A 23,227-nucleotide genomic window follows, 5' to 3' on the forward strand; every position below is an offset into this window, starting at 1 on the left:
CGAAAATACGTTGGTGAAAATGGTGAAAAATATATTGACGCTAACAGTTGAGGCTCTGGTACGACTTGTTGATGCGCAGCCGCGAGCTCTCCAGCATGAAGTCGGACGGCGTGAGCGCCAGGAGCTCGCCGCAGCGTATGCCCGTCCAGTAAAGCAGCTCGAAGGCGTGGAACGAGAGAGGCTTGTCCATGACGGCCTCGCTGAACCTCAGGTACTCGTCCTTGGTCCAGAACTGCATCTCGCCGCCCTTCTTCGAGCCTATCTTGTCGACCCTGCGCACCGGGTTGTCGCTGAGGCCGTAGTAGCGCTCGGCGTGGTTGAAGATGGCGTTGAGCTGGTTGTTCACTGTGCGCAGGTACGTCGGCGCCCAGGGCTTCCCGTCGGCGTCCCGGTGCTCGGTGAGCTCGTTTTGCCACCTGATGACGTCGATCGGCCTCACGTCGCACATGCGCATGTCCCCGAAGAACGGCACGAGCTTGTCGTTGATGATGTACTCCTTGGTGATCCACGTGTGCTCGCGTATGCGCGGCTTCACCTCGGAGGCGTACACCTCGACGAACTCGGAGAACGTCATGTCCATGGCCCCGCCGTTAAGGCTCTTGAACTGGCTCTCCCACACTGCGGCCTCCACCTCGGAGGAGAAGCCGCGCTTCGTCTTGTGGCGCTTCGAGCCGCGGGCGTCGCGGTAGTAGCACTGCACGTAGAACGTGCCGTTGCCGTCGTCCTTGTACACGGGCATGTCAGTCCACCTCCGGGAAGTACAGGGCGTCGAAGACGTCGCTTCGAACGCGCCCGCGGATGACCACGCGCCCGCGCGCCTCCTGCTCGGCGTTTATCCTCCTGATCACCTCGTAGGCGCTGCCTTTCTTGATCCTCAGCAGCTCCGCGACCTCGTCGGCGTCCAGCATGTGCGGCCTCGGCGTCTTCGCCACCTTCTCGTCCATGGCTCCTCCAATCAATGGCGTACGGATACGTACGGTTCATAGATTCAGAGTAAACGTACATATCTGTACTGTCAATAGAATTGCGTACATTTGCGTACGCTGATAAGATGTGCTGGTACGTAATTCCAGGAGGAGGGCTCATGTCCGTAGGCGAGAACATAAGGCGGTACCGCAAGTCGCGCGGCATGACGCAGGCGCAGCTCGCCGAGGCGGTCGGCCTGACCGAGGGGGCCGTGCGCCACTACGAGAGCGGCATCCGCGCCGTGAAGCCCGAGCTGCTCGAGTCCATCTCCGCGGCGCTCGGCGTGTCCGTCAACGCCCTCAAGGATTACGGCGTCGAGACCGCGGGCGACCTCATGTCGCTGCTCGTGCGGCTCGAGGACTCCTTCGGCATCGTGCCCGCAGCCGACGGCACGGGCCTCTCCCTGAACCCCAAGGCGCCGCACGCGCCCAAAGCCGCGATGGCGATCGAACTGTGGGCAGAGAAGCGCGCGCAGCTCGAAAACGGCAAGATCGACGCCGACGAATACGAGGACTGGAAAGCCTCGCTGTAGCGGCTCTCCGCATTTCGCAACCAGCGCAACCGAATCAGGACGCCAGGCTAGGCGGCGAGCGCCGCTCGCGCCCGCGCATGTTGAGTTTTTACTCCCCATTGCATGCAAAGGCATTCTCGACGCGTCTGGGGAGTAAATGACGCGGTGGCTTACACGGCGGCACGCGGCGGTACGCCGCGGCATTTCCCCTGATTACTCCCGTTTTCATTGAGGTGGCGAGATTCTTTACTCCCCATTAACCACCTGGGGAAACGCCGTACGGAGAGCGCAAAAATGCCCATTGAGTTCGATTTGAGTTTCGCGGGCCCCGAAACGGTCCCGTTTCGCCTTCGGGGACAAAAACAGCGCGTCTACTCACTCGGGATGAATCCTTACTCCCATTCCTCCGAATGCCGCCCCGTACTTTGCCGTCTTGAAATACGGGGAGTAAATAGCGAAATCGCAGGTGAAAGGTAGTAAAAAGGCAAAGAAAAAGCCTCCGTCCCAACGCGGGAACGGAGGCTTGATTATCGGATTTACTCACCATTGTCGCTGGTGGCTTTGCCGTGACTCTCGTACGAAACGAAACTCAGCAGCACAGTACGGCACTCAAAAATGCAGGTCAGAACCCTGTCAGCCTACTCCCACTCAATCGTCGCGGGCGGCTTGGACGTGATGTCGTAGCACACACGGTTGGCGCCGGGGACCTCGGCAACGATGCGGCCGGAAATGCGGGCCAGCACGTCGTAGGGCAGCTTGGCCCAGTCGGCGGTCATGGCATCGCTGGACTCGACGGCGCGCAGGATGATCGGGCGCTGATAGGTGCGCTCGTCGCCCATAACGCCAACGGACTTAATGTCGGGCAGGACCGCGAAATACTGCCAGCAGCTGTGCTCGGAGTTGCGCTCGCCGGTCTGCTCAAACAGACGCTGGTTGTAGACATCGAGCTCCTCGCGCACGATAGCGTCGGCGTTCTTGAGGATCTCGAGCTTCTCCTTGTCGACCGCACCGATGATGCGGATGGCCAGACCCGGGCCCGGGAAAGGCTGGCGGAACACGATGCGACCCGGCAGGCCCAGTGCCAGACCAAGCGCGCGGACCTCGTCCTTAAAGAAGTGATCAAGCGGCTCAATGAGGTCGAAGTGCACGCCCTCGGGGAACGGGATCAGGTTGTGGTGGCTCTTGATGGTGGCCGTCTTGCCGCCCGTCTTGCGAGCGCCAGACTCGATGATGTCGGGGTAGATGGTGCCCTGAGCCAGGTACTTGACCGGCTTGCCATCGGTCTCGAGCTGCTGAGCAACCGCGAAGAACTCTTTCCAGAACTGCGTGCCGATGATGCGGCGCTTCTCCTCGGGCTCGGTCACGCCGGCCAGAAGCTCGGCATAACGGTCCTCGGCGTGGACGTGGATAAAGTCGACATCGAACTGCTTGGTGAAGACCTCCTCCACCTGCTCGGGCTCGCCCTTACGCAGCAGGCCGTGGTTGATGAACACACAGGTCATCTGCTTGCCTACGGCGCGAGCGCCCAGAGCGGCCACGACAGAGGAGTCGACGCCGCCGGACAGGGCCAGGATCACGCGGTCGTCGCCGACCTTCTCGCGGAAGTCTGCCGTCATGGTCTCGACCAGGTTGTCCATGCTCCAGTTGGGCTCCAGGCCGCAGATCTCAAACAGGAAGTTGCTCAGCAGCTGCTGACCGTACTCGGAGTGCTTGACCTCGGGGTGGAACTGCGTGGTGAAAATCTTGCGCTCGACGCACTCCATGGCGGCAACCGGGCACACGTCGGTGCTGGCGGTAACGGTAAAGCCCTCGGGCACCTCGGAAACGGCGTCGCGATGGCTCATCCACACGGTCTGCTCCATAGGCGTGGAGTTAAAGAGCTTGGCGCCGGCCGTGCGCGTGATGGTGGCGCGGCCGTACTCGCCCACCTCGGAATGGCCGACCTTGCCGCCGAGCGTCACGGCCGTGATCTGATGGCCGTAGCAAAAGCCAAGGACGGGAAGGCCAAGGTCGAAGATGGCGGGATCGATGGACGGAGCGTCCTCGGCGTACACGGAGGCCGGGCCGCCAGAAAGGATGAGCGCGGAGGCGTTCATCTCGCGAATCTCATCGGCCGAGATGTCGCAGGGAACGATCTCGGAATACACGTTGAGGTCGCGGACGCGACGGGCAATGAGCTGACCGTACTGCGCACCAAAGTCGAGTACGAGGACCTTTGCGGAAGCCTTTTGATCCATGGTTTCCCCCTCTTGTTGGCGGGGAGCCGGTGCCCACCCGCGTGAATGAACGAAAATAACTTTCATAGTGTACACGTTATATGGGGTTTCTCGTCCCTCGCAGCCATCAGCGCACGGCAAACGCACGACCGGGGCCCTATTTGACGGCGATTGAAGTGTTACCAAACGTTACAGATGATGTAATACGTTTGAACATTGGACACCCTGTGCCACAATACTGCCGAACGACTCCGCCTTTGCGGCGGCAAATACGATAGGAATACCAGCATGAAGCGCATCCTTCTCATCGCCACGGGCGGCACCATCGCATCGACCGAGGACGGCAACGGCCTCTCCCCCGCCCTGACCGGTGAGGAGCTCGCCCAGAGCGTCCCCGAGATCTCGGGCCTCTGCGAGCTCGACGTGGTGCAGCCCATGAACATCGACAGCACCAATATGCGCCCCAGTGACTGGATGCGTATCCGCGACGTCATCGTCGAAGGCTATGCCGACCACGACGGCTTTGTGATCCTGCACGGCACGGACACCATGAGCTACACAGCGGCGGCGCTTTCCTATCTGATTCAGGACAGCCCCAAGCCCATCGTACTCACCGGCTCGCAAAAGCCCATGGGCAATCCCTTTACCGATGCCAAGCTCAACCTGTACCAGAGCCTGCTCTATGCGCTCGACGAGCATTCGCACGACGTCTCGATCGTGTTTGGCGGCGTCGCCATTGCCGGCACGCGCGCCCGCAAACAGCGCACTATGAGCTTTAACGCGTTCATTAGCGTCAACTATCCGCCCATCGCCTATATCCGCAACGACCGCATCGTGCGCAACGGGCTTCACGGCACGCATCAGGGCGAAAACCCGGTGCGCTTCTACGACAGCATCGACCCGCGCGTATTTGTACTCAAGCTTACGCCCGGCGTAAACCCGGGCATCCTCGACGCCCTTGCCGATAGCTACGACGCCGTGATTCTGGAGACCTTTGGCATTGGCGGTATCCCCGAGTTTGGTGAATCGGGCGAATCGTTCCAAGAGGCAATTTTCCGCTGGGTCGATTCGGGCCGCACCGTCGTTATGACCACACAGGTCCCCGAAGAGGGCCTCGATCTGGGTGTTTATGAGGTCGGCCGTGCTTACGCCGACCATCCGGGTATTTTGCGCGGCGATGATATGACCACCGAGACACTCGTGGCCAAAACCATGTGGGCACTCGGCCAGTCACGCGATGCCGCCGAGATCCAGCGCCTGTTCTACAGCCAAGTCAACCACGACCGCATCCCGATGGCGTAATTCAGTTGTCGACGGGTATCCCCTATTCGATCCCCTCGAGAAGCTCTGACACCGTCATGCCGAGTGCGGGCGCGATCTTAAATAGAACCTTGAGCGTGAAATTTGCCGTCCCATCTTCGATTCGGTCGAGGTAGGGTCGGCTGATTCCTGTCGCCACACAAAAATCAACCTTGGAGATACCAAGGTCCCTGCGTGTCTCTTCGACCCGCCTGCCAAGAATCTGTTTCGCACGTTCGTCCATGCAGCCGAGTTTGAAATGGAGCTGAACAAAAACGTAAACTATAGTTTACGTTTTGCCGAATACACAGGAGTTTTCTATGTCGGGTTCTTCGGTCCGCATGTACCGAGCCACGCTTCGCACAAACAGCGCACCGCCCAAGCTCGTCGTCGTTGAAGCCGAATGCCTTTCGCCCGATGAGCGCACAGCATTTGCATTACTATCAAGTCGCGTCGCCGCCGTTCTGGTCCCTTGCCCGGCGCAAGGCGAACTTGCCATCCAATGCCAAGCGCACAGCTGCTCGCTCAATCAGGCTGCCGTAATCGCAACCAGCCAACGCGGCCTGCCGCTCCTTTTAGAAGCCGGTATCGCGCTCGCCCTTCGCGGCGCCGGATACGAAAACGAGGCCGCCGCCGACATGGTCTTTAAACCACGATCGAGCGGCGGCCTCGCAGCAGCCATTGAATATGCGTGCAGGCTCGTTGCCTAAAAGGACAAGCTAGAAACCAAAGCCAAAGCCCGTGCCGGTTATCGCCGAATACATAAAGTAGACGTTGATTACGTTGAGGAACACGCCCGTGATGCAGCCGTTTCGCAGGTAGCGCTCGCACACGATGCGCGCCATGGCGGCGGAGTCATCATTGTTTTTAGCCTGGCGTCCTGCCGTAAAGTACGTCGCCACGCTCAGCAGCAGGTTGAGCACCGGCAGTGCCAGCAGCTCGTAGCTCTTGCCCCAGCGCGTCACCTCACCGGCCGCGTTAAACTTCGTTGCCACCTCGGGACCAATGTTGGGGATAACACACGCTGCGACCACCAGCGGAATCACCGCAAGTACGAGCAACGCAATACCCATGTAGCCAGCTTTTTTGCCATATTTAAACATATGCGTCGTCCTTACACGTTAAAGCGGAAGTGCACGACGTCGCCATCGGCCATGACATACTCTTTGCCCTCGATACGCAGCTTGCCGGCGGCCTTGGCGCCCTGCTCGCCACCGAGCTCGATGTAATCGTCGTAGCCAATGACCTCGGCCTTAATAAAGCCGCGCTCAAAGTCGGTGTGGATGACGCCGGCGGCCTGCGGAGCGGTTGCGCCCTGACGAACCGTCCAGGCCTTGACCTCCATCTCACCAGCCGTAAAGAACGACTGCAGGCCAAGCAGCTTGTAGGCGGCCTGCGCGAGCACGTCCAGGCCGGGCTGCTCCAGGCCCAGGCTCTCCAGGTAGTCGGCAGCGTCCTCGGGATCGAGCTCGGAAAGCTCGGCCTCAATCTTGGCGCAGATCGGCAGCGGCTTGACGCCATCGATGGGCGCCAGGTCCTCGTTGAGCATATCCTCGTCCACGTTGGCCACATACAGGATGGGCTTCATGGTGAGCAGGAACAGGCCCTTGGCGGCGGCGCGCTCCTCGTCAGTCATCTCCATGGATGCGGCGCGCTTGCCCTCGTTGAGCCAGGCAAGCAGACGCTTGGCGACCTCAAACTTGGGCATGAGCTCCTTGTCGCGCTTGGCCTCCTTCTCGAGCTTGGGCAGCTGCTTCTCGAGCGTGCCCATGTCGGCCAGGATAAGCTCGGTCATGATGGTGTCGGCATCGCCGGCGGGATCGACGAACTCGCCGGTGCGGCCCACCTCACGCATGACGTTGGGGTCCTTAAAGTAGCGCACGACCTCGCAGATGGCGTCGGTCTCGCGGATGTTTGCCAAGAACTGGTTGCCCAGACCCTCGCCCTCGTTAGCGCCCTTCACCAGACCTGCGATGTCGACGAACTCGACCGTAGCCGGCACAATGCGACCCGGGTTGACGATGTCGGCGAGCTTTTGCAGGCGGCTATCGGGCACATCGACGATACCCACGTTGGGGTCGATCGTGGCGAACGGGTAGTTGGCGGCAAGGCCGGTCTTTTTGGTAAGCGCGGTGAACAGCGTCGACTTGCCCACGTTGGGCAGGCCCACGATACCGATGGAAAGGGACACGACAGCTCCTTTTGATACAGGTACTTCAAACTGCATAAGTATAGCGCCGCCGCAGCATCCAGGCGAACCCGGACGCCACGGCGGCGCAAATGAAGCAGAGATAGGGGTCGCTGACTAGTCTGCGAGCTTTTCCACCTGATCGAGCATCTTATCGAGCTTGGCCTTTGCCTCGGCCTTGACCTTCTCGGCCTCCTCGTGAGCCTTCGCCTTCTGGGCGGCCTTTTCCTCGGCCTCGGGATCGACGACGACCAGATTGGACGCATCGTGTTCGACCAGCTTGAGCGCATGTTCGGGACAAACCTTGACGCAGGCTCCGCAACCCAAACAATACGTGGACTCCAGTGCAAAGCGACCGCTTCCCACCAAATCGCAGGCGGACGTGGGGCACGCGTTAACGCACTCGCCGCACGACGTGCACTTGTCAAAATCGCACTCCGGCGTGCTCACCTGCATGTTCTGGGCAAGCTCGGGGTGGTTTTGCAGCGTCGAGAGTACCAGCTGGCGCCCATGGGTGAGCGAACGGCGACGCTTGGCCGTCGTGGTGCCGCACATGGTGTTGAGCGTGCGCTCCAGCTGGGTGATCTGATGGCGATGGGCTTTGAGCTTCTGCGTCACCGAAGCCAGTGCCGCCGTCGCCGGGTTGAGCTTGGTCACCGTCAGGCCCGTGGTGCGGGCGATCTTTTCCATGTATTCCTTGCGCTCGTACTCGCGGCGCTTATGGCATTTGAGGCTCTTGGGGTCGACCTCCAGGCCCATACCCGTACCAGCCCATTCCTCGGCCTTCGCAATCGCCTCGCCCAGCATGTCCTCGCCGCCGGTGTTGCGGCATTTATCGCACACGCCCAGCGGCAGATACACACTCACGTTGGGATAGTCGGCCAGCACCGAGAACCAGGTCTCGGCTGTAATATCGCCCACGCAGGCAACGACGACCTCGTTCTCGCGCGGCATGCGCTTAAGGGCGCGCGTGCAGGTAACGTAGGCGGTCTCGTGACTTGTAGCCGCCGAGACAATGTCGTCGTAAAGGTTTTTGGGCGCCAGACGCGGCGAAATAATCGCCTCAGTCGGACAGGCGGCGGCGCACAGGCCGCACTTGCGGCAGGTATCGAGGATCTCGATGGCGTCTTCCTCGACCTCGATGGCGTTGACCGGGCACACGTCCATGCACGCGGTGCAGCCGCTCTTTTCGTTTTTGCAGGTCAGACACGGAATCGTGTTGCCGCGCGGACGCTCCTTGTAGTCGGCAGGATTCCACTGCGGCGCCGACGGATCGAGCGCGTCGGTCACGCCGCCAAGCGGGTTTTTAAGAAAGTCGAAACCCTTGCTGATCTCGATAATGTCATCAAACAGATCGTGTTCCTGCGCCATGCGCGGCCCCTCCCTGAGCAGTGCAAACAAGCAAGAGATAATAATACGCTATCGGCCCGTGCCTCGGGCAAATTACACGCGGAGCACCTTTGCGGCAAATAGCCTATGGCCTATCGCCGCCCCGATTGCACAAGGTCGATCAAGCGCCAAGCTATGCCTCGCGCATGAGCTCGACGAGCTTTTGCTTGGTCACCTTGGCCTGCTCGTTGGCCATATTGCGTTCGTTTCTAAAGGCCGCATCCGCAACGCTCATCAGGTCGGCATCGGAAATCTCGCCAAGGCCCAGCTCCTCGAGCGTCGTCGGCAGACCGACGCGCTGACAAAACTCGAGCACCTGTTCAAGCTCGGGCGCACGCTCCAGACGAAGCTGGACCACCAGACCAAACGCCACGGCCTCGCCGTGCATGGCCTTGCACTCGGGCAGAATCGTCAGACCGTTGGCGATGGCATGAGCCAACGCCAAACCACCGCTCTCAAAGCCGACACCCGAAAGCAGAATATTGCACTCGATCAGGCGCTCAACCGCCGGCGTTATTCGACCCTTCTTGAGGTCACGCTTGGCAGCGACACCGCACTCCATGAGCGTGTCGTAGCAGGCACGTGCCGCGACCAGTGCCAAGTGCCCCGGCGCGCCACCGTGCTCGTTGGCGCCGTGCGCCGCGGCGCACGAACGCGCCTCGAAGTACGTTGCCAGCGCATCGCCCATACCAGCGACCGTCATACGCAGTGGGGCCGCCGCGACCACGTTGGTATCGACCACGACCAGGTCTGGATTCTTCTCGAGCATCAGGTAGCGGTCGAACGACCCATCCTCGTGATACAACACCGAAATCGCGCTGCACGGACCATCCATTGAGGCCGCCGTGGGGCATACACACAACGGCAGCTCAGCATAAAACGCAACGGCCTTGGCGATATCGAGCATCTTGCCGCCGCCAATGCCCACCACCATGTCGCAATACTCGGCCTGGGCTTCCTGAGCCATTCCGACAACGGCCCCTTCCGTACACGGACCGTTATAAATCTTAAAGAACGGCTCGCTTAGATCTTCATCCAGAAATCCATCGACGATCTGCCTGCACAGCCGATCCTCGGTGCCCTGGTCAAACAAGACATAGGCAGCGCAGCCCAACCATGACAAATACCTGCCCTGACGCGAAAGTTCGCCCGGCCCCTGAACATACCGGCCGGGACCGCCATAAACCATAGGAAGCGCCATACGAGAATCCGCCCTTCATCAAACACCGATTGGTGCAAAGTAACCTGACCCCTTTGCACCATAGCAAAAAGGGGCAAAGCCATCTGTTGGCTTTGCCCCTTCCTTAGCTTAGTTTACTCATCCATAAGGTAGTAGTGGCCCAGCGCGTCGGCACCCAGGATGGCGTTTGCGACCATCTCGGGCGTCACCTCAAACGGCATATTGCACATGGTGTCATCGGGCGCGCAGGCGGCCTCGGCAACAATCATGGCCTGTTCGCGCGTAAGCTCGGCAACGCCAAGTTCCTTCATCGTGACCGGCAGGCCCAGCTCAATGCAGAAGCCCAAGACTTCCTCGAGTTTCTCAGTCGGAGCATCCTCGAGTACCAGCTGAACGATGGTGCCAAAGGCGACCTTCTCGCCGTGATACATGCCGTGGCACTCGGGCAGCATCGTCAGGCCATTGTGGATGGCATGAGCAGCAGCAAGGCCCGAGCTCTCAAAGCCAATGCCCGAAAGCAGCGTATTGGCCTCGATGATATGCTCGACTGCAGGCGTGAGCGCACCCTTCTCCAGCGCGACCTTGGCCTTGACGCCATCGGCCATAAGCGTCTCGTAGCAGAGCTTGGCGAGCGCCAGACCGGCCATGCCGCCCTTGCCGCCAGCGCAGGTGCCACCGTCGGCATCATGCGTCGCCTGGGCCTCAAAGTAGGTTGCGAGCGCATCGCCCATACCGGAAACCGTCAGGCGCACCGGGCTCGCCGCGATAACCGTCGTATCCATCAGGACAATGTTGGGGTTTGCCTTAAGGAAGAGATATTTATCGAACTGGCCATCGTCGGTGTAGAGCACCGAAAGCGCCGAACACGGGGCATCGGTCGAAGCAATGGTGGGGCAAATGATAACCGGGGACTCCAGGTAATAGGCGACGGCCTTCGCGGTGTCGAGGATCTTGCCGCCACCGACGCCGACGATGATGTCGCAACCGTTGTCGCGAGCGAGCGCGACCAGGCGATCGACCTCACCCTTGGAGCACTCGCCGTTAAAGTCCTCAAACAGCAGCTCGGCCTTAGCCTCGGCAAAACCGCCCTCGATCTTGGCACCGACGCGCTTCTTGCCCGAAGGCGTCACGATGACGAGGGCCTTAGCGCCGAGCGGCTCGACATAGGAGCCGAGCTTGGCGAGCTCGTCCGGACCCTGGATGTACTTGCTGGGGCTATTGAAAATTGCAGCCATAACTATCCCATTCTCTAAAAGAAAAAAGAAAGGGGCTCCGTACAGATACGTGCGGAGCCCCTCGTTACGATAACAAGAGTCGATTAGAAATCGATGTCGGTGTCGTAGTAGCAGGCCTTGAGGATCTTCTCGAAGTCGGCAGCCTTGGTCTCACGCGGGTTCTCGGGCGTGCAGGCGTCGGTCTCGGCGTTCGCAGCGATCTCGGGCAGCTTGGCGAGGAACTCCTCCTCGGAAACCATCTGCGGGTTCTCGGCGTCGACCTTCACGCCACCATTCGCGTAATCCTTGATGGACTGCGGAATGTTGAGCTGGTCGTTGAGATCGCGAATCTTCTGGACGAGCGCAGCGATGAGCTCCTCGTTGGTCTCGCCGGGAAGGTGCAGGATCTCCTTGGCCACGTAAGCGTAACGCTCAGCAGCACGCGGGTCCTTGGAGTTCCACTGGATTACCTTGCCCAGGTACATGGCGTTAGCGGCACCGTGGATGATGTGGCCGTTCTCGAAGGCAGCACCGGTCTTGTGAGCCATGGAGTGAACGATGCCGAGCAGGCCCGAGGAGAAGGCGATACCGGCGATGCACTGAGCCTCGTGCATGTGCTGACGGGCCTCATGGTCGCCAGCATAGGACTTGGGCAGCCACTCGACGATCTCGCGGATGCCGTGCAGGGCGTTGGCGTCGGTGAACATAGAGGCGCAGGTGGAAACGTAGGCCTCCATGCAGTGGGTCAGAGCATCCATGCCGGTGTGGGCGCACAGCTTGGCGGGCATGGTGTAGGTGAGCTCGGGGTCGACGATGGCGACATCAGGGGTGATGTTGAAGTCGGCCAGCGGGTACTTGATGCCCTTGGCGTAGTCGGTAATGACGGAGAACGCGGTGACCTCGGTAGCGGTGCCGGAGGTAGAGGAGATGGCGCAGAAATGAGCCTTCTGACGCAGCTCGGGGAAGCTGAACGGCTGGATGATGTTATCGAAGGACTCCTCGGGATACTCGTAGAAGACCCACATGGCCTTAGCGGCATCGATGGGCGAGCCGCCGCCGATGGCGATAATCCAGTCGGGCTCGAACTCGCGCATGGCCTCGGCGCCCTTCATGACCGTCTCGATGGACGGATCGGACTCGACGCCCTCGAACAGCTTGACCTCGAAACCGCCTTCCTTAAGGTCGGCCTCAACGTCCTGCAAGAACCCGCCACGGCGCATAGAGCTGCCGCCAGAAACGATGATGGCCTTCTTGCCCTTGAGGTTCTTCACCTCGTGGCGAGCGCCCTCACCAAAGTACAGATCGCGAGGATTGGTAAAACGTCCCATACTGTGCCTCCTAAACAAGCCCCTCTTAGACTTGTGTATATAACGGAGCACCCAATTGGCTCCGTTAGGACCGTTTTGCGCGTTGCCGGCGATGACAATGCGCGATGTCTAAACGTCTCAACGCTCAGACAAACATTATTTTACCGTTCTGGTTGGTCAGTTATTCATCCAAAGTTACCAATGATGAAACGTTTTTTCTATCCCTGAAGACCCTTGTGCAGCATCCATACCCCCAAGCTGGGCAAACGTTTTATCAAGGTTGACCACATATCCCGGGCAGGACGGTGCCCCTCCAAAATATGCACCGTTCGCCGCCGAAAATCGACCGTTTGCGGCACCGTGATACCACTCGGTCGTCCAAGGTGCCGACATTTGTGCGACATCCGTCTTCGTGGTGCAAAGGTGCAAGTCCAAGTGCGACACCCCCGGTGTGCCACATGCGGGTAAACTAGAATCTTATATAGAGACATTTGAACCCTAACCGCAGCAAAGGAGGCCCCATGGCATTCGATCCCATTCAAGAGGATTGCCATCGCCTCGTTCTTGAGGCCTTGCGCCGCGACAATATCCCGCTCACCGATGGCACCGCCGTAGAGCGTCTGATGGAACAATTCACCCGCAACCCCGCGCCGCTCATCGTGCATGATCGCGACCGCGCCGGACATCTGATTGCCAAGGTGGTCGAGGCTGTCGACTACCGCATTCCCTTTATCCCCGACGATGCCCAAGCCGAGCAGGAAGAGGCCGCTGCCGAGAACATGCTTCGCGAGGCCGCCGCGCTCGATCCGACCAACTGGGATGCCCAGCGCATGCTGACGGCGCTCACCGCCGAATCCAACGAGGAATACGTACAGTACCTGGTGTCCAAGTGCGATGAAGTCGAGCATGACCTGGCGCTCAAGATCGCCTCGGCTCAGGACCCCTACGAGCGCGAGGCCGCTGGCGACCTTATGCGCCGCCCCTACCTGCGCTGGCTTGCCGCCTTGGCATCGCGCGCCCTCATTAGCGGCCGCTATCGCATGTCGCTCGAAGCCGCAAATCGCAGCTTGGACTTTGCGCCCAACGACCCCGCTGGTGTCCGCCACACCGCGATGCTCGCCATGGCAAAACTCGAATACCCCGCCGAGGAGCTCAAGCGCTTTCGCTCCGCTCACTCCGTGCCGTACCTCGCGAATACCCCGCTGCGCCGCCGCCCCAAAGATGCGGAGCGTGACTTGGACCCATGGACGCTCATCGCGCTGATGAGCGCTGCTTGGCGCGAGCTGGACTACGAGGGCGCCGAGCACTACTTGCGCATCCTTGCGCGCTCGTGTCCGCACGCAGCCGAGGCGCTCTACTTCCAAACCGAGTTTCCCGATGGCGTCTATGCCCGCGTCAACGTGGGTGCAGGCTCCACCGACGAGCTTGTCCTTGCGCTGTCCGAGGCGACGCCGGTACTGCAGGAGGGCCTGGGCGCCCCCGACAACGCCAGCTTTGCCGCCTGGATCGCCACCAACGACATCGTGCGTTCCCAGATCGACGAGCGCATCCTGCGCGCGGCCGAGCAGGGGCTTCCATTTAAGGGAGGGGACCTCTAATGGATCCGAGCGTCTACATCCCCGCCTACCTGGAGCGCACCTATCTGGCGTCGCACCCCGAGCTCACCGATGCAGCACGCGAGCTTGTCCATAACGACATGAGCGCGAATCCTCAAAAGTATGCGCAGGCCGAGCATGCCCAGGCACTGCTGTCCTATGCCGGCGTTCATCGCCACCTGCTCGACGAGCTCCATCGCATCGAGGACATGGGCAGCGACGAGGAGTTTGAGCAGACGCGCAACCGCCTGTTCGACGACATGCGCGACGAGCTGCTCAAGATCGTCCGCGTCGATGCGCTGGCCGTCGATGCCCAGCTGCTCGCCATCATTTTGGCGGACACGCCCGTCGACGCCTGCCTGGGCGACCTGATGAAGCTCGAGACGAGCACGGCCGACTACCTGCAACAGAGCGTGCCCGGGTTTGATATGGAGGCCCCGCACTACTGGGCCAATAATGTTTTGGCCGACGGTGTCACCGCAGCGGACCTTACCGTGAGCGAGCCGGCCCTTATCGGGTGGCTTCACACACTCGAGGCCATCTCGCAGCTGTGCATGGCGAGCGCTCGTTACCGCGCCGCCGCCAACTATTCTCGCCGTGTCCTTAAGGCGGAGGGCTATCCCACCCGGGCCGCCGGCACCGTATTGCTTGCTCTCGCCCGCTTGGAAGACCAGGACGGCTTTTTTGCCCTGGCGCATCAGCTCGAGGAACAGATGGGGGCAGACGCACTCGAAAACTCTCCTTGGTACCTGCTCGCCCGCACGATCTTGCTGTTCAAAACAAACAAGATGCGCCCGGCGACGCGCGCGCTGCGTGAGTTCGCCAACCGTTGCGAGGGTGGCGCGTTCTTCTTGCTGAACCCCATGTACCAGACGCCGTATCTTCCCTGCCGACCCGAGCCGCGCGACCCCTGGGACCTCTCGCACCAGGCGGTTTGGGAAGCCGACGGCATTATCTCGGACACCCCAGACTTTGCCCCCTGGGCCAACGCCTGCGAAGATGTATCGCAGCTCGCCCAGGAATTTGCGCGCCGCTACGGCTTTTAGCGACGCGATCGCCCCGACCATGTCATCTATGTTAGGAACGGCTTCATGAACCTCCGCTCATCTCTCGCCTGCACCTCGAGCGATATCGCCCGCTGGGGACTGCGCTCTGTCCTCAAACGCCAGGGTGGCGTGCTTCCCGGCCGCATCGCCATGAAGATCGACCCCGAGCTGCTAAGCGACCTCGCGAGCCTGGTCGACCGCAGCGTGGTGATCACCGGTACTAATGGCAAGACCACCACCTCCAACCTCATCGCTGACGCCGTTGCTGCCAGCGGCGCTACCGTGGTGTGCAACCGTGCCGGCAACAATATGGAGCCTGGTGTGGTGGGTGCTCTGCTCGAGGCCCGCGGCGGCCTTAAGCACACCAGCAGCGGCAAGCGCGTGGGCGTTTTTGAGTGCGACGAGCTCTACACGGTGCGCGTCCTGCCCAAGCTCAAACCGACGTACTTTGTGCTGCTCAACCTGTTCCGCGACCAGCTAGACCGCTACGGCGAGATCGACCATACCCAAGACGTCATCGCCCATGCGTTGGAGCTCTCTCCGACGACAACGCTCATCTACAACGCCGACGATCCGCTGTGCGCCTCGATCGCCGCGCGCGTCCCCAACACGAGCATCGCCTTTGGCATCGACGGCGCCACGGGCACCGAGTCCGACCGCATTAGCGACTCGCGTTTTTGCTCGCAGTGCAACGCCCCGCTGGAATACGACTATGTGCAGTACGGACAGCTGGGCGCCTATCATTGCCCTTCGTGCGGCTGGGGTCGCCCCGCGCTGCTCCGCCGCGTGACGGGCGTTGAGCTCGGCTGCGACGGCTACGGCTTTGACCTGGCCTTTGGACCCGAGGTCAACGCGCCCGCCGTGCACATCGCCACGCGCTACAACGGCCTGTACATGGTCTATAACGTCGCCGCCGCCTTCTTTGCGGCGCACGAGCTGGGCGTGGACGCGGCGCACCTGCAGCCCACGCTTAATGCCTACGTGCCCGCCGGCGGACGCATGGGCCGCTGGGATATTGCCGGCCGCACCGTCGAGGCCAACCTGGCCAAGAATCCCGTGGGCTTCGATCGCCAGATCCAGTCCATTAAAACGGCAGGTGGCAGGCTCTGCGCCTTCTTCCTAAACGATAACGATGCCGACGGCCACGATGTCTCGTGGATCTACGATGTCGACTTCGAGCGCATCGCCGACACGCCGGGTCTTGTCGCCTTTGCCGGAGGCACGCGTGCGCACGACATGCAGGTACGCCTCAAGTACGCCGGCATCGATGCCGCGATTATCTCGGACGTCGCGCAGGCGATCGGCGCCGTGGCAGACGAGGCCGCCGATGACACCTTCTACGCCGTCGCCAACTACACGGCCTTCCCGCCGTTAGTCAAGGAGCTCGACGGGCTTAAAGACGACGATGCAAGCTCGATTGTCTCCCACGCCGTAACGCGCGCCGATGGTAGCGCTGTCCCCACCGATATTGCGCCGGTCGAGCTTTCGCGCCCGTTGCGCATCGTCTACCTGTATCCCGATGCGCTCAACCTCTACGCCGACGGCGGCAACGTTATCGCCCTCGAGCGCCGCTGCGCCTGGCGCGGCATTCCCGTGCGTGTGGACGAAGTCCACATGGGCGAGACGCTCGACCTGACCGACGCCGACATCGTTATGATGGGCGGTGGCTCCGACCGCGACCAGTTGGCTGTGGCACACGAGCTGCTCGCTCAAAAAGACAAGGTCGCGGCCTATGTTGAGGATGGCGGCTCGCTGCTCGCTATCTGCGGCAGCTATCAGCTGCTCGGCCGTTCGTACTATATGGGCGAGAATCGCATCGAGGGCCTGGGCGTCGTTGCCGCCGAAACCGTGCGAGGCTCCGATCGCCTGATCGGCAACGTCGCCGTCAAAACCGACCTGGCACCCGAGCCCTTTGTGGGATTCGAGAACCACGGCGGCCGCACCCTGCTCGATGCAGAGGCCACGCCGCTCGGAACGTCCGTCGTCACGGGTACCGGCAACAACGGCGACGATGGCTTTGAGGGCCTCATCTACAAGGGCGTCATCGGCACGTACCTGCATGGACCGGCACTGCCCAAGAACCCCGAGCTCGCCGATTGGCTGATCGCCCACGCCCTCGAGCGCCGCGGCGACGCACGGGCCGCCGCCCTGCTGCCGCTCAGGCCCCTCGACGACACCTACGAGCGCGCCGCCCACGACGCCGCGATGAAGCTCCTCCCCTAGCACCTCACCACCACAAAGGGGACAGGCACCTTTGTGGTGGTTTTGACCAGCCACGGTAGTTTGTCTCGATCAGTAACATTTAGACCGTTAAAAGTCGTCGTACCGTTACAGATCGAGATGTTCGTCCTGACACCCGCCGTCTGTCTCGATCTGTAACAGATAGAGCCGATTTGCCCGCCCAGATGTTACAGATTGAGATATTTGAAAATCGGAATAGAAGCCTGCTCCTGTGTGGTAGTTTTCCAGTTTGCCAACGATATACGCGCTGGCAAAAAAGTCTGCTATACTCTTTCCCGCTGTCCCCATCGTCTAGCGGCCAAGGACGCCACCCTTTCAAGGTGGATATCGCGGGTTCGAATCCCGCTGGGGGCACCACAGAACCTGAGAAGCCCGTTACCAATTCGGTAGCGGGCTTTTTGCTGCCATGCGCTGGGATTCGAACCCAACAGGGTGCGGAGCCGAGGAGACGCATTTACGCTTCGACCCCAACAAGTGATTGAGTTAGTCCCTAGCAATACGATATCTGAAACGTCCGTATCGAAAAACATTGCCCGGAGACAGCTCCGTCTCCATTAGCCGTGATGTTGGCAAGCTTTCTTATCAATCGCACGTCTTGAACAATTATCCCAACTTCAAAATCGCTGTGAGTTCCGAGGGTGCCGGGAAACAGCACATTCCCTCAACTCGCACCCTACACACAGCATAAATACCTCCGATCTGCACATCGATAAAACAGCGCCGTGTGTAGTCCAGTTCCCTGGTCTCGATTTGTAAACTTGTTGGCGAAGTCCAGGCATACGCTGCAAACAACTTGCGAACATCCCATGCGGGGGCATCGTCCCTCTCAGCTTCATGAGTCACGAAGGGAAAGAGGTCTCCGACTCCGGCCCCATCGCCCGATTTGCAAACCCAAGACTCGTAGCCGGCCCTCACGCCGTACTCACGACCATCGCGCAACAGAGACAAATCCAGCTCATTCTCATGGAATCGAATATCGATCTCTTCAAAAACCCCGAAAATGCAACGATGAATGCCCTCGAGGCGTAATGAACTCAAACGTCCGCCAGAAGCCAACCCAACTGGCACGGGAATGCTATCGAAGTCACGTTCGGAAGCCAGCGTTTCCCGAACACTAGACTCTTTGAACAATACCTCATACAGCGGATCAAGCAGCGCCTTACTTCCTGTCGTGGAACTCGAGCAGGCGATGACAAGGCCATCTGTGGGCCGCATGTAGCACAGCTGCCCAAAAAGGCCAGAACATCTGAACCCGCCACGCCGGCACATCCAGAACTGGTATCCATAGCCATTGCTGTCTTCAGTTGCCTCAGACGGATAAAAGGGGCTCGTTTCCATCTGAATCTTCGTCGCCTCGGCAACCCATTCCGCAGGAATGATCTGTTCCCCACGCCACTTGCCACCATCCAGCAAACATTGACCAAACTTAGCCAAATCCGGTGTCGAAAGGTGAAGACCAAAACCTCCGGTCGTATGACCAGCTTGATCCTCTTCCCACCACCAATTTCTAATGCCTAACGGCGTAAACAAACGTTCGGCGAGATAATCGGATTCTTTCGTTCCACTTACGCGTTGCACGAGCATGCTCAATAAATGTGAACACAGCGAATCGTAGTGAAAGACCTCGCCCGGCTTCCAGTCAAACTCACGATGAAGAACCTCATGTGCCCAGTCGTCTCCCGCGCCAATATACGAAAGGTCACTCTCCTGCCCCATCGTCATAGTCAGCAAATTGCGAACCGTCACATTGCGAAAGCGCTCATCCGCGATCTCGCCTTCATATTCCGGGAAGTATGAAATCCAGCGATCGGCCAGCGACAGCCGTCCTTCATTCACCAACATCCCGACAGCGACCGAGGTAAAGGACTTAGTCACAGAATAGAGCGGATGAACGTGTTCGAGGGCGAACGGCGCAGCCGCATGCTCAAAGACGACTTCACCATCTTGTCGGACCACGACCGAGCGGACTTCCACGCCCGCGGACCTCCACGCCGCAAGGCACGCCTCACCCATCCTATTGTCAAAGATAATATTAGACACTCTCAACCACTGCCTCTCAAACGAAACCAGCATAAGACAAGGTCGCCCTCGGCGCTTATCCAAGGACGACCTTGTCAGATTGCTGGCATGCGGGGAAATACTTGTTCCGCGGCTCCACTTCTTTGGCTACTTTGCAGCCTCTACCGCCGGCACGTCCTCCTTGTACGTCGCATATGTAAGCAGGAACGAAATCACGCTGGAAACCACGATGGCTATGATTACGTAAATCAGGTAGTTCGCGCCCATTGCACCGGACGGATCAATGAAGCCCGGGAAGGCGCAGAAACCGCCGCCGGTGAAGGCGAACATCTTGGTGCCAAGAGCGCCGATGATTAGGCCGCCGGGCACAGAGGCGATGCAGCTCATGATAAAAGGCTTCTTGCGCGGAAGGGTCACGCCGTAGATGCAGGGTTCGGTGATGCCGAAGAAGAAGCCCGAGATGAACGCCGGCCATGCAAGCTGCTTGAGCTTTACGTCCTTAGTCTTCAGAAGAATGGCAAGGACGGCAAGGGACTGAGCGTACGAGCAAACCATGTACGGCGCCATGACAATATCCCAGCCCTGGGAGGCAATGTTCACCAGCATGAGAGCAATGACACTCCAGTGGAAGCCGAAGATGACCATAGGCTGCCAAATGGCAGTAAGCACGATGCCGCCGAGCGCGCCGCCGATGACAGGCAAGCTGTAGAGGGAGTTAAACAGCAGGCTCATGAGGTTCGTGATCAGGGTGGCAATCGGGCCAATAATCAAATAGGTAGCGGGGACCATCACAACGAGCACGCACGTAGGCACAAAGAAGAACTTTACATACTCAGAGAAATGCTTGCGACACCACTTCTCCAGCTTTGCCGCGAACCAAACAGAGATGATAATCGGAATGACAGAGCTCGTATAACCCGAAGACGGCATGATGACGGGTATGCCGAGGAAAGTCGTGTAGTAGTTCATGGCAAAGGGAGTGCCGGCAAGCACCGTTCCCAAAACATCGCCAGATGTGATGTTGACCATCGCCGGATACGTAAGTGCGATACCGAGCGTCATGCCAACGAACTCACTACAGCCAAACTTCTTTGCCGCGGTATAGCCAAGGATAACCGGCAGGAAGTAGAAGAAGCCGTCACCAGCCGCATATAGAATCTGGTACAAGCCGTCTGTCGCCGTAATCCATCCGAGGGCGACGAGAATACTCAAAACACCCTTGATCATACCAGCGGCACACAGCACCGCAAGAATCGGCTGGATTACGCCTGAAATAGTATCGATAAGGGCACTAACAAGGTTTCCTTTCTTGACGGGCTCACCATCAAGATTAACCTCGCCCAGCCCCTCGACACCAGAAGCGGCAACCGCGGCATCGTAAACATCCTCAATCACATTGATGCCGACAACAACCTGATACTGGCCATTCGCGTTGATTACTTGAATGACACCTTTATGAGATTCAATTGCCTTAGTATCGGCCTTCGCATCGTCTCGCAGCTTGAAACGTAGACGCGTCATGCAGTGCGAGATGCTCAGGATGTTTTCCTTACCGCCGACGAGGCCAACTACGTCCTCGCCGAGCTTGCGATTTGCAAGCTCTTTGCTTTCGCTCATGGTTTTCCTCCCATGCGACCTGTCCAAGGTCGGCCGCCCGCCATCATTCGCTAAATTGATTTCCGATACTAGTGAAGTTCAGGCCAGAACTCCTTATTCGCCTCAATGAGATCGTCAAGGATCTTCTTTGCAACGGAGGCAGAGGGGACCGTCTTCGAAAGCGTCAGCGCCTGCCAAAGCTCCTGATAGGAATGGTCGACCCAAGCAGACACTGCAAGCTTTTCGACCGAGACCTGTTCCTCCATAAGTCCTTTCTGGAATTGCGGAATCTCACCTTGGCAAATTTTCTCGTAGCCGTCGCTGCCGACGATGCAGGGGATCTCGACCATAGCCGTTGGGTCAAAATTGGACACAGCCCCGTCGTTGGGAACAATCAGCGAGAAACGTTCACGGGTGTTCTCTGCCAAAGCGCGAGCGAGATCGACAATGTACTCAGCGTGGGTATCCGGCTTAAGGCCGAAACCCTCAGACGTGCCCTTTTCGATAATCTGGCGGGCGGTGCCGAAGACGCGTTTCTCGCGACCCTCACGGACCTCGTCGGTGCGGGTGTGGTTGGGGTCGGTGTGCTCAACCACATAGTCCGGGAAGAGATAGTACTTGAGGTAGGTGTTCGGGATGGTATTCGGATCGAGCGCGTAAACATCCTTAGCCTTACGGAACGTCTGGTCCCAAGATGCATCGACGAATTCAAGGCCGGAATCCTCGCCGGCATAACCGTTTTTAGCCATTTGGGCCTTGATAGTGGGCATAAGGTCATTGCCAGCACGGTCGTGAATCTTTGTCCACCAGCCAAAGTGGTTGAGGCCGTAGTAGCCGACGACGAGGTCGTTGTGGTCCTTGAGACCACACATCTGAGCCATGATATCCATCAGTGCTATTGGCATGTCGCAGATGTTGATGATCTTTGAATCCGGGCGAAGACGGCGTGTCGCCTCGGCAACGATCGCCGCGGGGTTGGAGTAGTTGAGCATCCATGCGTCAGGACTGTATTTCTCCATGTAGTCAAGGATCTCGAGTACGCCGCCGATGGAGCGCAGCCCGTAAGCAATGCCACCAGGACCGCAGGTCTCTTGGCCAAGAACGCCATAGCGCAGGGGGATCTTCTCGTCCTTATCGCGCATAGCGTACTTGCCAACGCGAATCTGGGCAAGTACAAAGTCGATGCCTGTGAAGGCCTCCACAGGGTCGGTCGTATAGCTGAAGGTTACCTCTGGAGCATTCTCCTTGATGTAGATGGCACATGCCTTGGCAATTGTCCCCTGACGCTCGGCATCGTTGTCATAGAGCGTAATCCTATTGATGGGGAACACATCGCGCTTCGCGAGAAGTGTCAGAACAACGCCCGGCGTATAAGTGCTTCCGCCTCCCGCGATAGTAACCGCATAGCTCTGTTTTGCCATTGCAATCCTCCTGTCTAGACATGTACTTGACGACTTGAATTATATCCTCAGTGATTTGCTATATGTCTAGACATGTTAAGCACACAGGCGAACGGTTGATTTATGGCGGTAAGCGGCAACTTTAAGTGTCTCCACTTCCTATAATTGGTAGAAGCGGATAATCGCGCCGATTCGACGCATTCTGTACAACCTCAATAAGGAGAACATTTTGGCAAGAATCCTGTACAGTGAAATTTACCGAAGCCTACGAGAGCGGATTGTCGAAGGCAAACATCCCGTAGGATCGCTCCTTCCTTCCGAACAAAATCTTTCCAAAGAGTTCTCCTGCTCTCGAATGACGGTGCGCAAGGCCATCTCACTTCTCGCAAATGAAGGTCTAGTTCAGTCCATTAAAGGCAAGGGAGTCCTCGTAATCGAAACGTCACTTGCAGGCACCAGCAAAGAGGGCGCATTCACCGTAAGTGGCCTTTCTTCGTTCAGCGAATCGGCACACGCGATCGGAGCAATTCCAACGTCAAAAATCGTCTATTTCGAGCACGTAAGCACCGATAAGTGTCTAGCTCAATTGACGGGATTTCCCGAAGGAGAAGACCTTACGCATTTGAAGCTCGTCCGCATGCTCGACGATAAACCGGTCGTTGTCGACCGCCACTACTTCCTAACTTCCTCCGTCCCCGGCTTAAACGAGCAGAATGCCACCCTGTCGCTCTTCCATTACATCGAGGATGAGCTAGGGCTCACCATTGCCGTGAGCAAACGAACGATAACACTCGTCCAGCCCGACGCTGAGGACTGCCGGTTGCTTGGCGTCGATTCTTCTTCGTATCTGGCAGCCATAACCAGCCAGACATTCGACTCAACCGGAACTCAATTTGAGTACATCGAGGCGCGTTATATTCCGAGCATCTTCCATTTTCACGACACGGCAACGCGCACACCCCTACCCTAATAAACGACACGAACGGACGCCGCCCTAGTGAATTTGTTCAACAAAAAAGCCGGGGCCCGCGTAATGCGGACCCCGGCTTTCAACCGTGAC

General features: G+C 59.1%; 20 protein-coding genes and 1 tRNA gene. 8 read left to right on the forward strand and 13 right to left on the reverse strand.

The window, feature by feature from the left end; genetic code table 11:
* Positions 1-40 precede the first annotated feature (40 nt).
* The gene (locus tag DXB86_RS03390; RefSeq protein WP_117736150.1) at positions 41-739 is read right to left on the reverse strand and encodes a site-specific integrase; all 699 of its coding nucleotides are present in this window, start codon (positions 737-739) and stop codon (positions 41-43) included.
* Position 740: 1 nt separating this feature from the next.
* Positions 741-944 (reverse strand): hypothetical protein, encoded by a 204-nt coding sequence (locus DXB86_RS03395; protein WP_042433219.1) that lies wholly within the window; start codon positions 942-944, stop codon positions 741-743.
* 107 nt (positions 945-1,051) lie between these two features.
* On the opposite strand from DXB86_RS03395, the gene DXB86_RS03400 reads away from it, so the two are divergent.
* Positions 1,052-1,498, forward strand: coding sequence for a helix-turn-helix domain-containing protein (locus DXB86_RS03400; protein ID WP_233502603.1), 447 nt, complete (start codon positions 1,052-1,054; stop codon positions 1,496-1,498).
* A gap of 617 nt (positions 1,499-2,115) precedes the next feature.
* On the opposite strand, the gene guaA is transcribed toward DXB86_RS03400, so the two are convergent.
* A complete protein-coding gene (gene guaA / locus DXB86_RS03405) occupies positions 2,116-3,714 on the reverse strand; it encodes a glutamine-hydrolyzing GMP synthase (RefSeq protein ID WP_117736151.1) in 1,599 nt (532 codons plus the stop codon).
* A 267-nt stretch (positions 3,715-3,981) separates the two neighbouring features.
* Here guaA and DXB86_RS03410 point away from each other — a divergent pair, with 267 nt between their 5' ends.
* Positions 3,982-4,995 (forward strand): asparaginase, encoded by a 1,014-nt coding sequence (locus DXB86_RS03410; RefSeq protein ID WP_055309953.1) that lies wholly within the window; start codon positions 3,982-3,984, stop codon positions 4,993-4,995.
* A 22-nt stretch (positions 4,996-5,017) separates the two neighbouring features.
* Here DXB86_RS03410 and DXB86_RS10185 read toward each other — a convergent pair whose 3' ends face one another.
* Complete coding sequence (locus tag DXB86_RS10185; RefSeq protein ID WP_035136926.1) at positions 5,018-5,236, reverse strand: helix-turn-helix domain-containing protein; 219 nt, start codon at positions 5,234-5,236, stop codon at positions 5,018-5,020.
* Between the two features lie 76 nt (positions 5,237-5,312).
* Between DXB86_RS10185 and DXB86_RS03420 the strand changes: the two genes are divergently transcribed.
* The gene (locus DXB86_RS03420; RefSeq protein WP_117736152.1) at positions 5,313-5,702 is read left to right on the forward strand and encodes a hypothetical protein; all 390 of its coding nucleotides are present in this window, start codon (positions 5,313-5,315) and stop codon (positions 5,700-5,702) included.
* 9 nt (positions 5,703-5,711) lie between these two features.
* Here DXB86_RS03420 and DXB86_RS03425 read toward each other — a convergent pair whose 3' ends face one another.
* The 6 genes from DXB86_RS03425 to DXB86_RS03450 form a co-directional block, all read right to left on the reverse strand.
* Positions 5,712-6,095, reverse strand: a complete 384-nt coding sequence (locus DXB86_RS03425; protein ID WP_089572786.1) for a DUF1648 domain-containing protein — start codon at positions 6,093-6,095, stop codon at positions 5,712-5,714.
* Between the two features lie 11 nt (positions 6,096-6,106).
* The gene (ychF, locus tag DXB86_RS03430) at positions 6,107-7,183 is read right to left on the reverse strand and encodes a redox-regulated ATPase YchF (RefSeq protein WP_089572784.1); all 1,077 of its coding nucleotides are present in this window, start codon (positions 7,181-7,183) and stop codon (positions 6,107-6,109) included.
* A 114-nt stretch (positions 7,184-7,297) separates the two neighbouring features.
* Complete coding sequence (locus DXB86_RS03435; protein WP_117736153.1) at positions 7,298-8,551, reverse strand: 4Fe-4S binding protein; 1,254 nt, start codon at positions 8,549-8,551, stop codon at positions 7,298-7,300.
* Positions 8,552-8,702: 151 nt separating this feature from the next.
* Positions 8,703-9,770, reverse strand: coding sequence for a glycerol dehydrogenase (locus DXB86_RS03440; RefSeq protein ID WP_117736154.1), 1,068 nt, complete (start codon positions 9,768-9,770; stop codon positions 8,703-8,705).
* A gap of 113 nt (positions 9,771-9,883) precedes the next feature.
* Positions 9,884-10,984, reverse strand: coding sequence for a glycerol dehydrogenase (locus DXB86_RS03445; protein ID WP_117563611.1), 1,101 nt, complete (start codon positions 10,982-10,984; stop codon positions 9,884-9,886).
* Between the two features lie 83 nt (positions 10,985-11,067).
* Positions 11,068-12,291: an iron-containing alcohol dehydrogenase gene (locus DXB86_RS03450; RefSeq protein WP_117583326.1), complete on the reverse strand. Its 1,224-nt coding sequence runs from the start codon at positions 12,289-12,291 to the stop codon at positions 11,068-11,070.
* A gap of 500 nt (positions 12,292-12,791) precedes the next feature.
* Between DXB86_RS03450 and DXB86_RS03455 the strand changes: the two genes are divergently transcribed.
* The 4 genes from DXB86_RS03455 (at position 12,792) to DXB86_RS03475 (ending at position 17,509) form a co-directional block, all read left to right on the forward strand.
* Positions 12,792-13,868 (forward strand): hypothetical protein, encoded by a 1,077-nt coding sequence (locus DXB86_RS03455; protein ID WP_117736155.1) that lies wholly within the window; start codon positions 12,792-12,794, stop codon positions 13,866-13,868.
* The gene (locus tag DXB86_RS03460) at positions 13,868-14,911 is read left to right on the forward strand and encodes a hypothetical protein (RefSeq protein ID WP_117640112.1); all 1,044 of its coding nucleotides are present in this window, start codon (positions 13,868-13,870) and stop codon (positions 14,909-14,911) included. The genes DXB86_RS03455 and DXB86_RS03460 overlap by 1 nt, the downstream gene beginning before the upstream one ends.
* Before the next feature lie 45 nt (positions 14,912-14,956).
* Positions 14,957-17,134, forward strand: coding sequence for a MurT ligase domain-containing protein (locus DXB86_RS10040; protein ID WP_199410977.1), 2,178 nt, complete (start codon positions 14,957-14,959; stop codon positions 17,132-17,134).
* 298 nt (positions 17,135-17,432) lie between these two features.
* Positions 17,433-17,509, forward strand: a tRNA-Glu gene (locus DXB86_RS03475).
* Between the two features lie 246 nt (positions 17,510-17,755).
* Here the strand turns inward: DXB86_RS03475 and DXB86_RS03480 are convergent.
* The 3 genes from DXB86_RS03480 to DXB86_RS03490 form a co-directional block, all read right to left on the reverse strand.
* A complete protein-coding gene (locus DXB86_RS03480; protein WP_158555271.1) occupies positions 17,756-19,126 on the reverse strand; it encodes a serine hydrolase in 1,371 nt (456 codons plus the stop codon).
* 192 nt (positions 19,127-19,318) lie between these two features.
* Positions 19,319-20,788 (reverse strand): PTS transporter subunit EIIC, encoded by a 1,470-nt coding sequence (locus DXB86_RS03485; RefSeq protein WP_117736157.1) that lies wholly within the window; start codon positions 20,786-20,788, stop codon positions 19,319-19,321.
* 68 nt (positions 20,789-20,856) lie between these two features.
* A complete protein-coding gene (locus DXB86_RS03490) occupies positions 20,857-22,188 on the reverse strand; it encodes a 6-phospho-alpha-glucosidase (RefSeq protein ID WP_117736158.1) in 1,332 nt (443 codons plus the stop codon).
* Between the two features lie 208 nt (positions 22,189-22,396).
* On the opposite strand from DXB86_RS03490, the gene DXB86_RS03495 reads away from it, so the two are divergent.
* Positions 22,397-23,137 (forward strand): GntR family transcriptional regulator, encoded by a 741-nt coding sequence (locus DXB86_RS03495; RefSeq protein ID WP_117736159.1) that lies wholly within the window; start codon positions 22,397-22,399, stop codon positions 23,135-23,137.
* Positions 23,138-23,227 lie beyond the last annotated feature (90 nt).

The organism is Collinsella sp. OM06-18AC, from assembly GCF_003438785.1.
Lineage (GTDB): Bacteria > Actinomycetota > Coriobacteriia > Coriobacteriales > Coriobacteriaceae > Collinsella.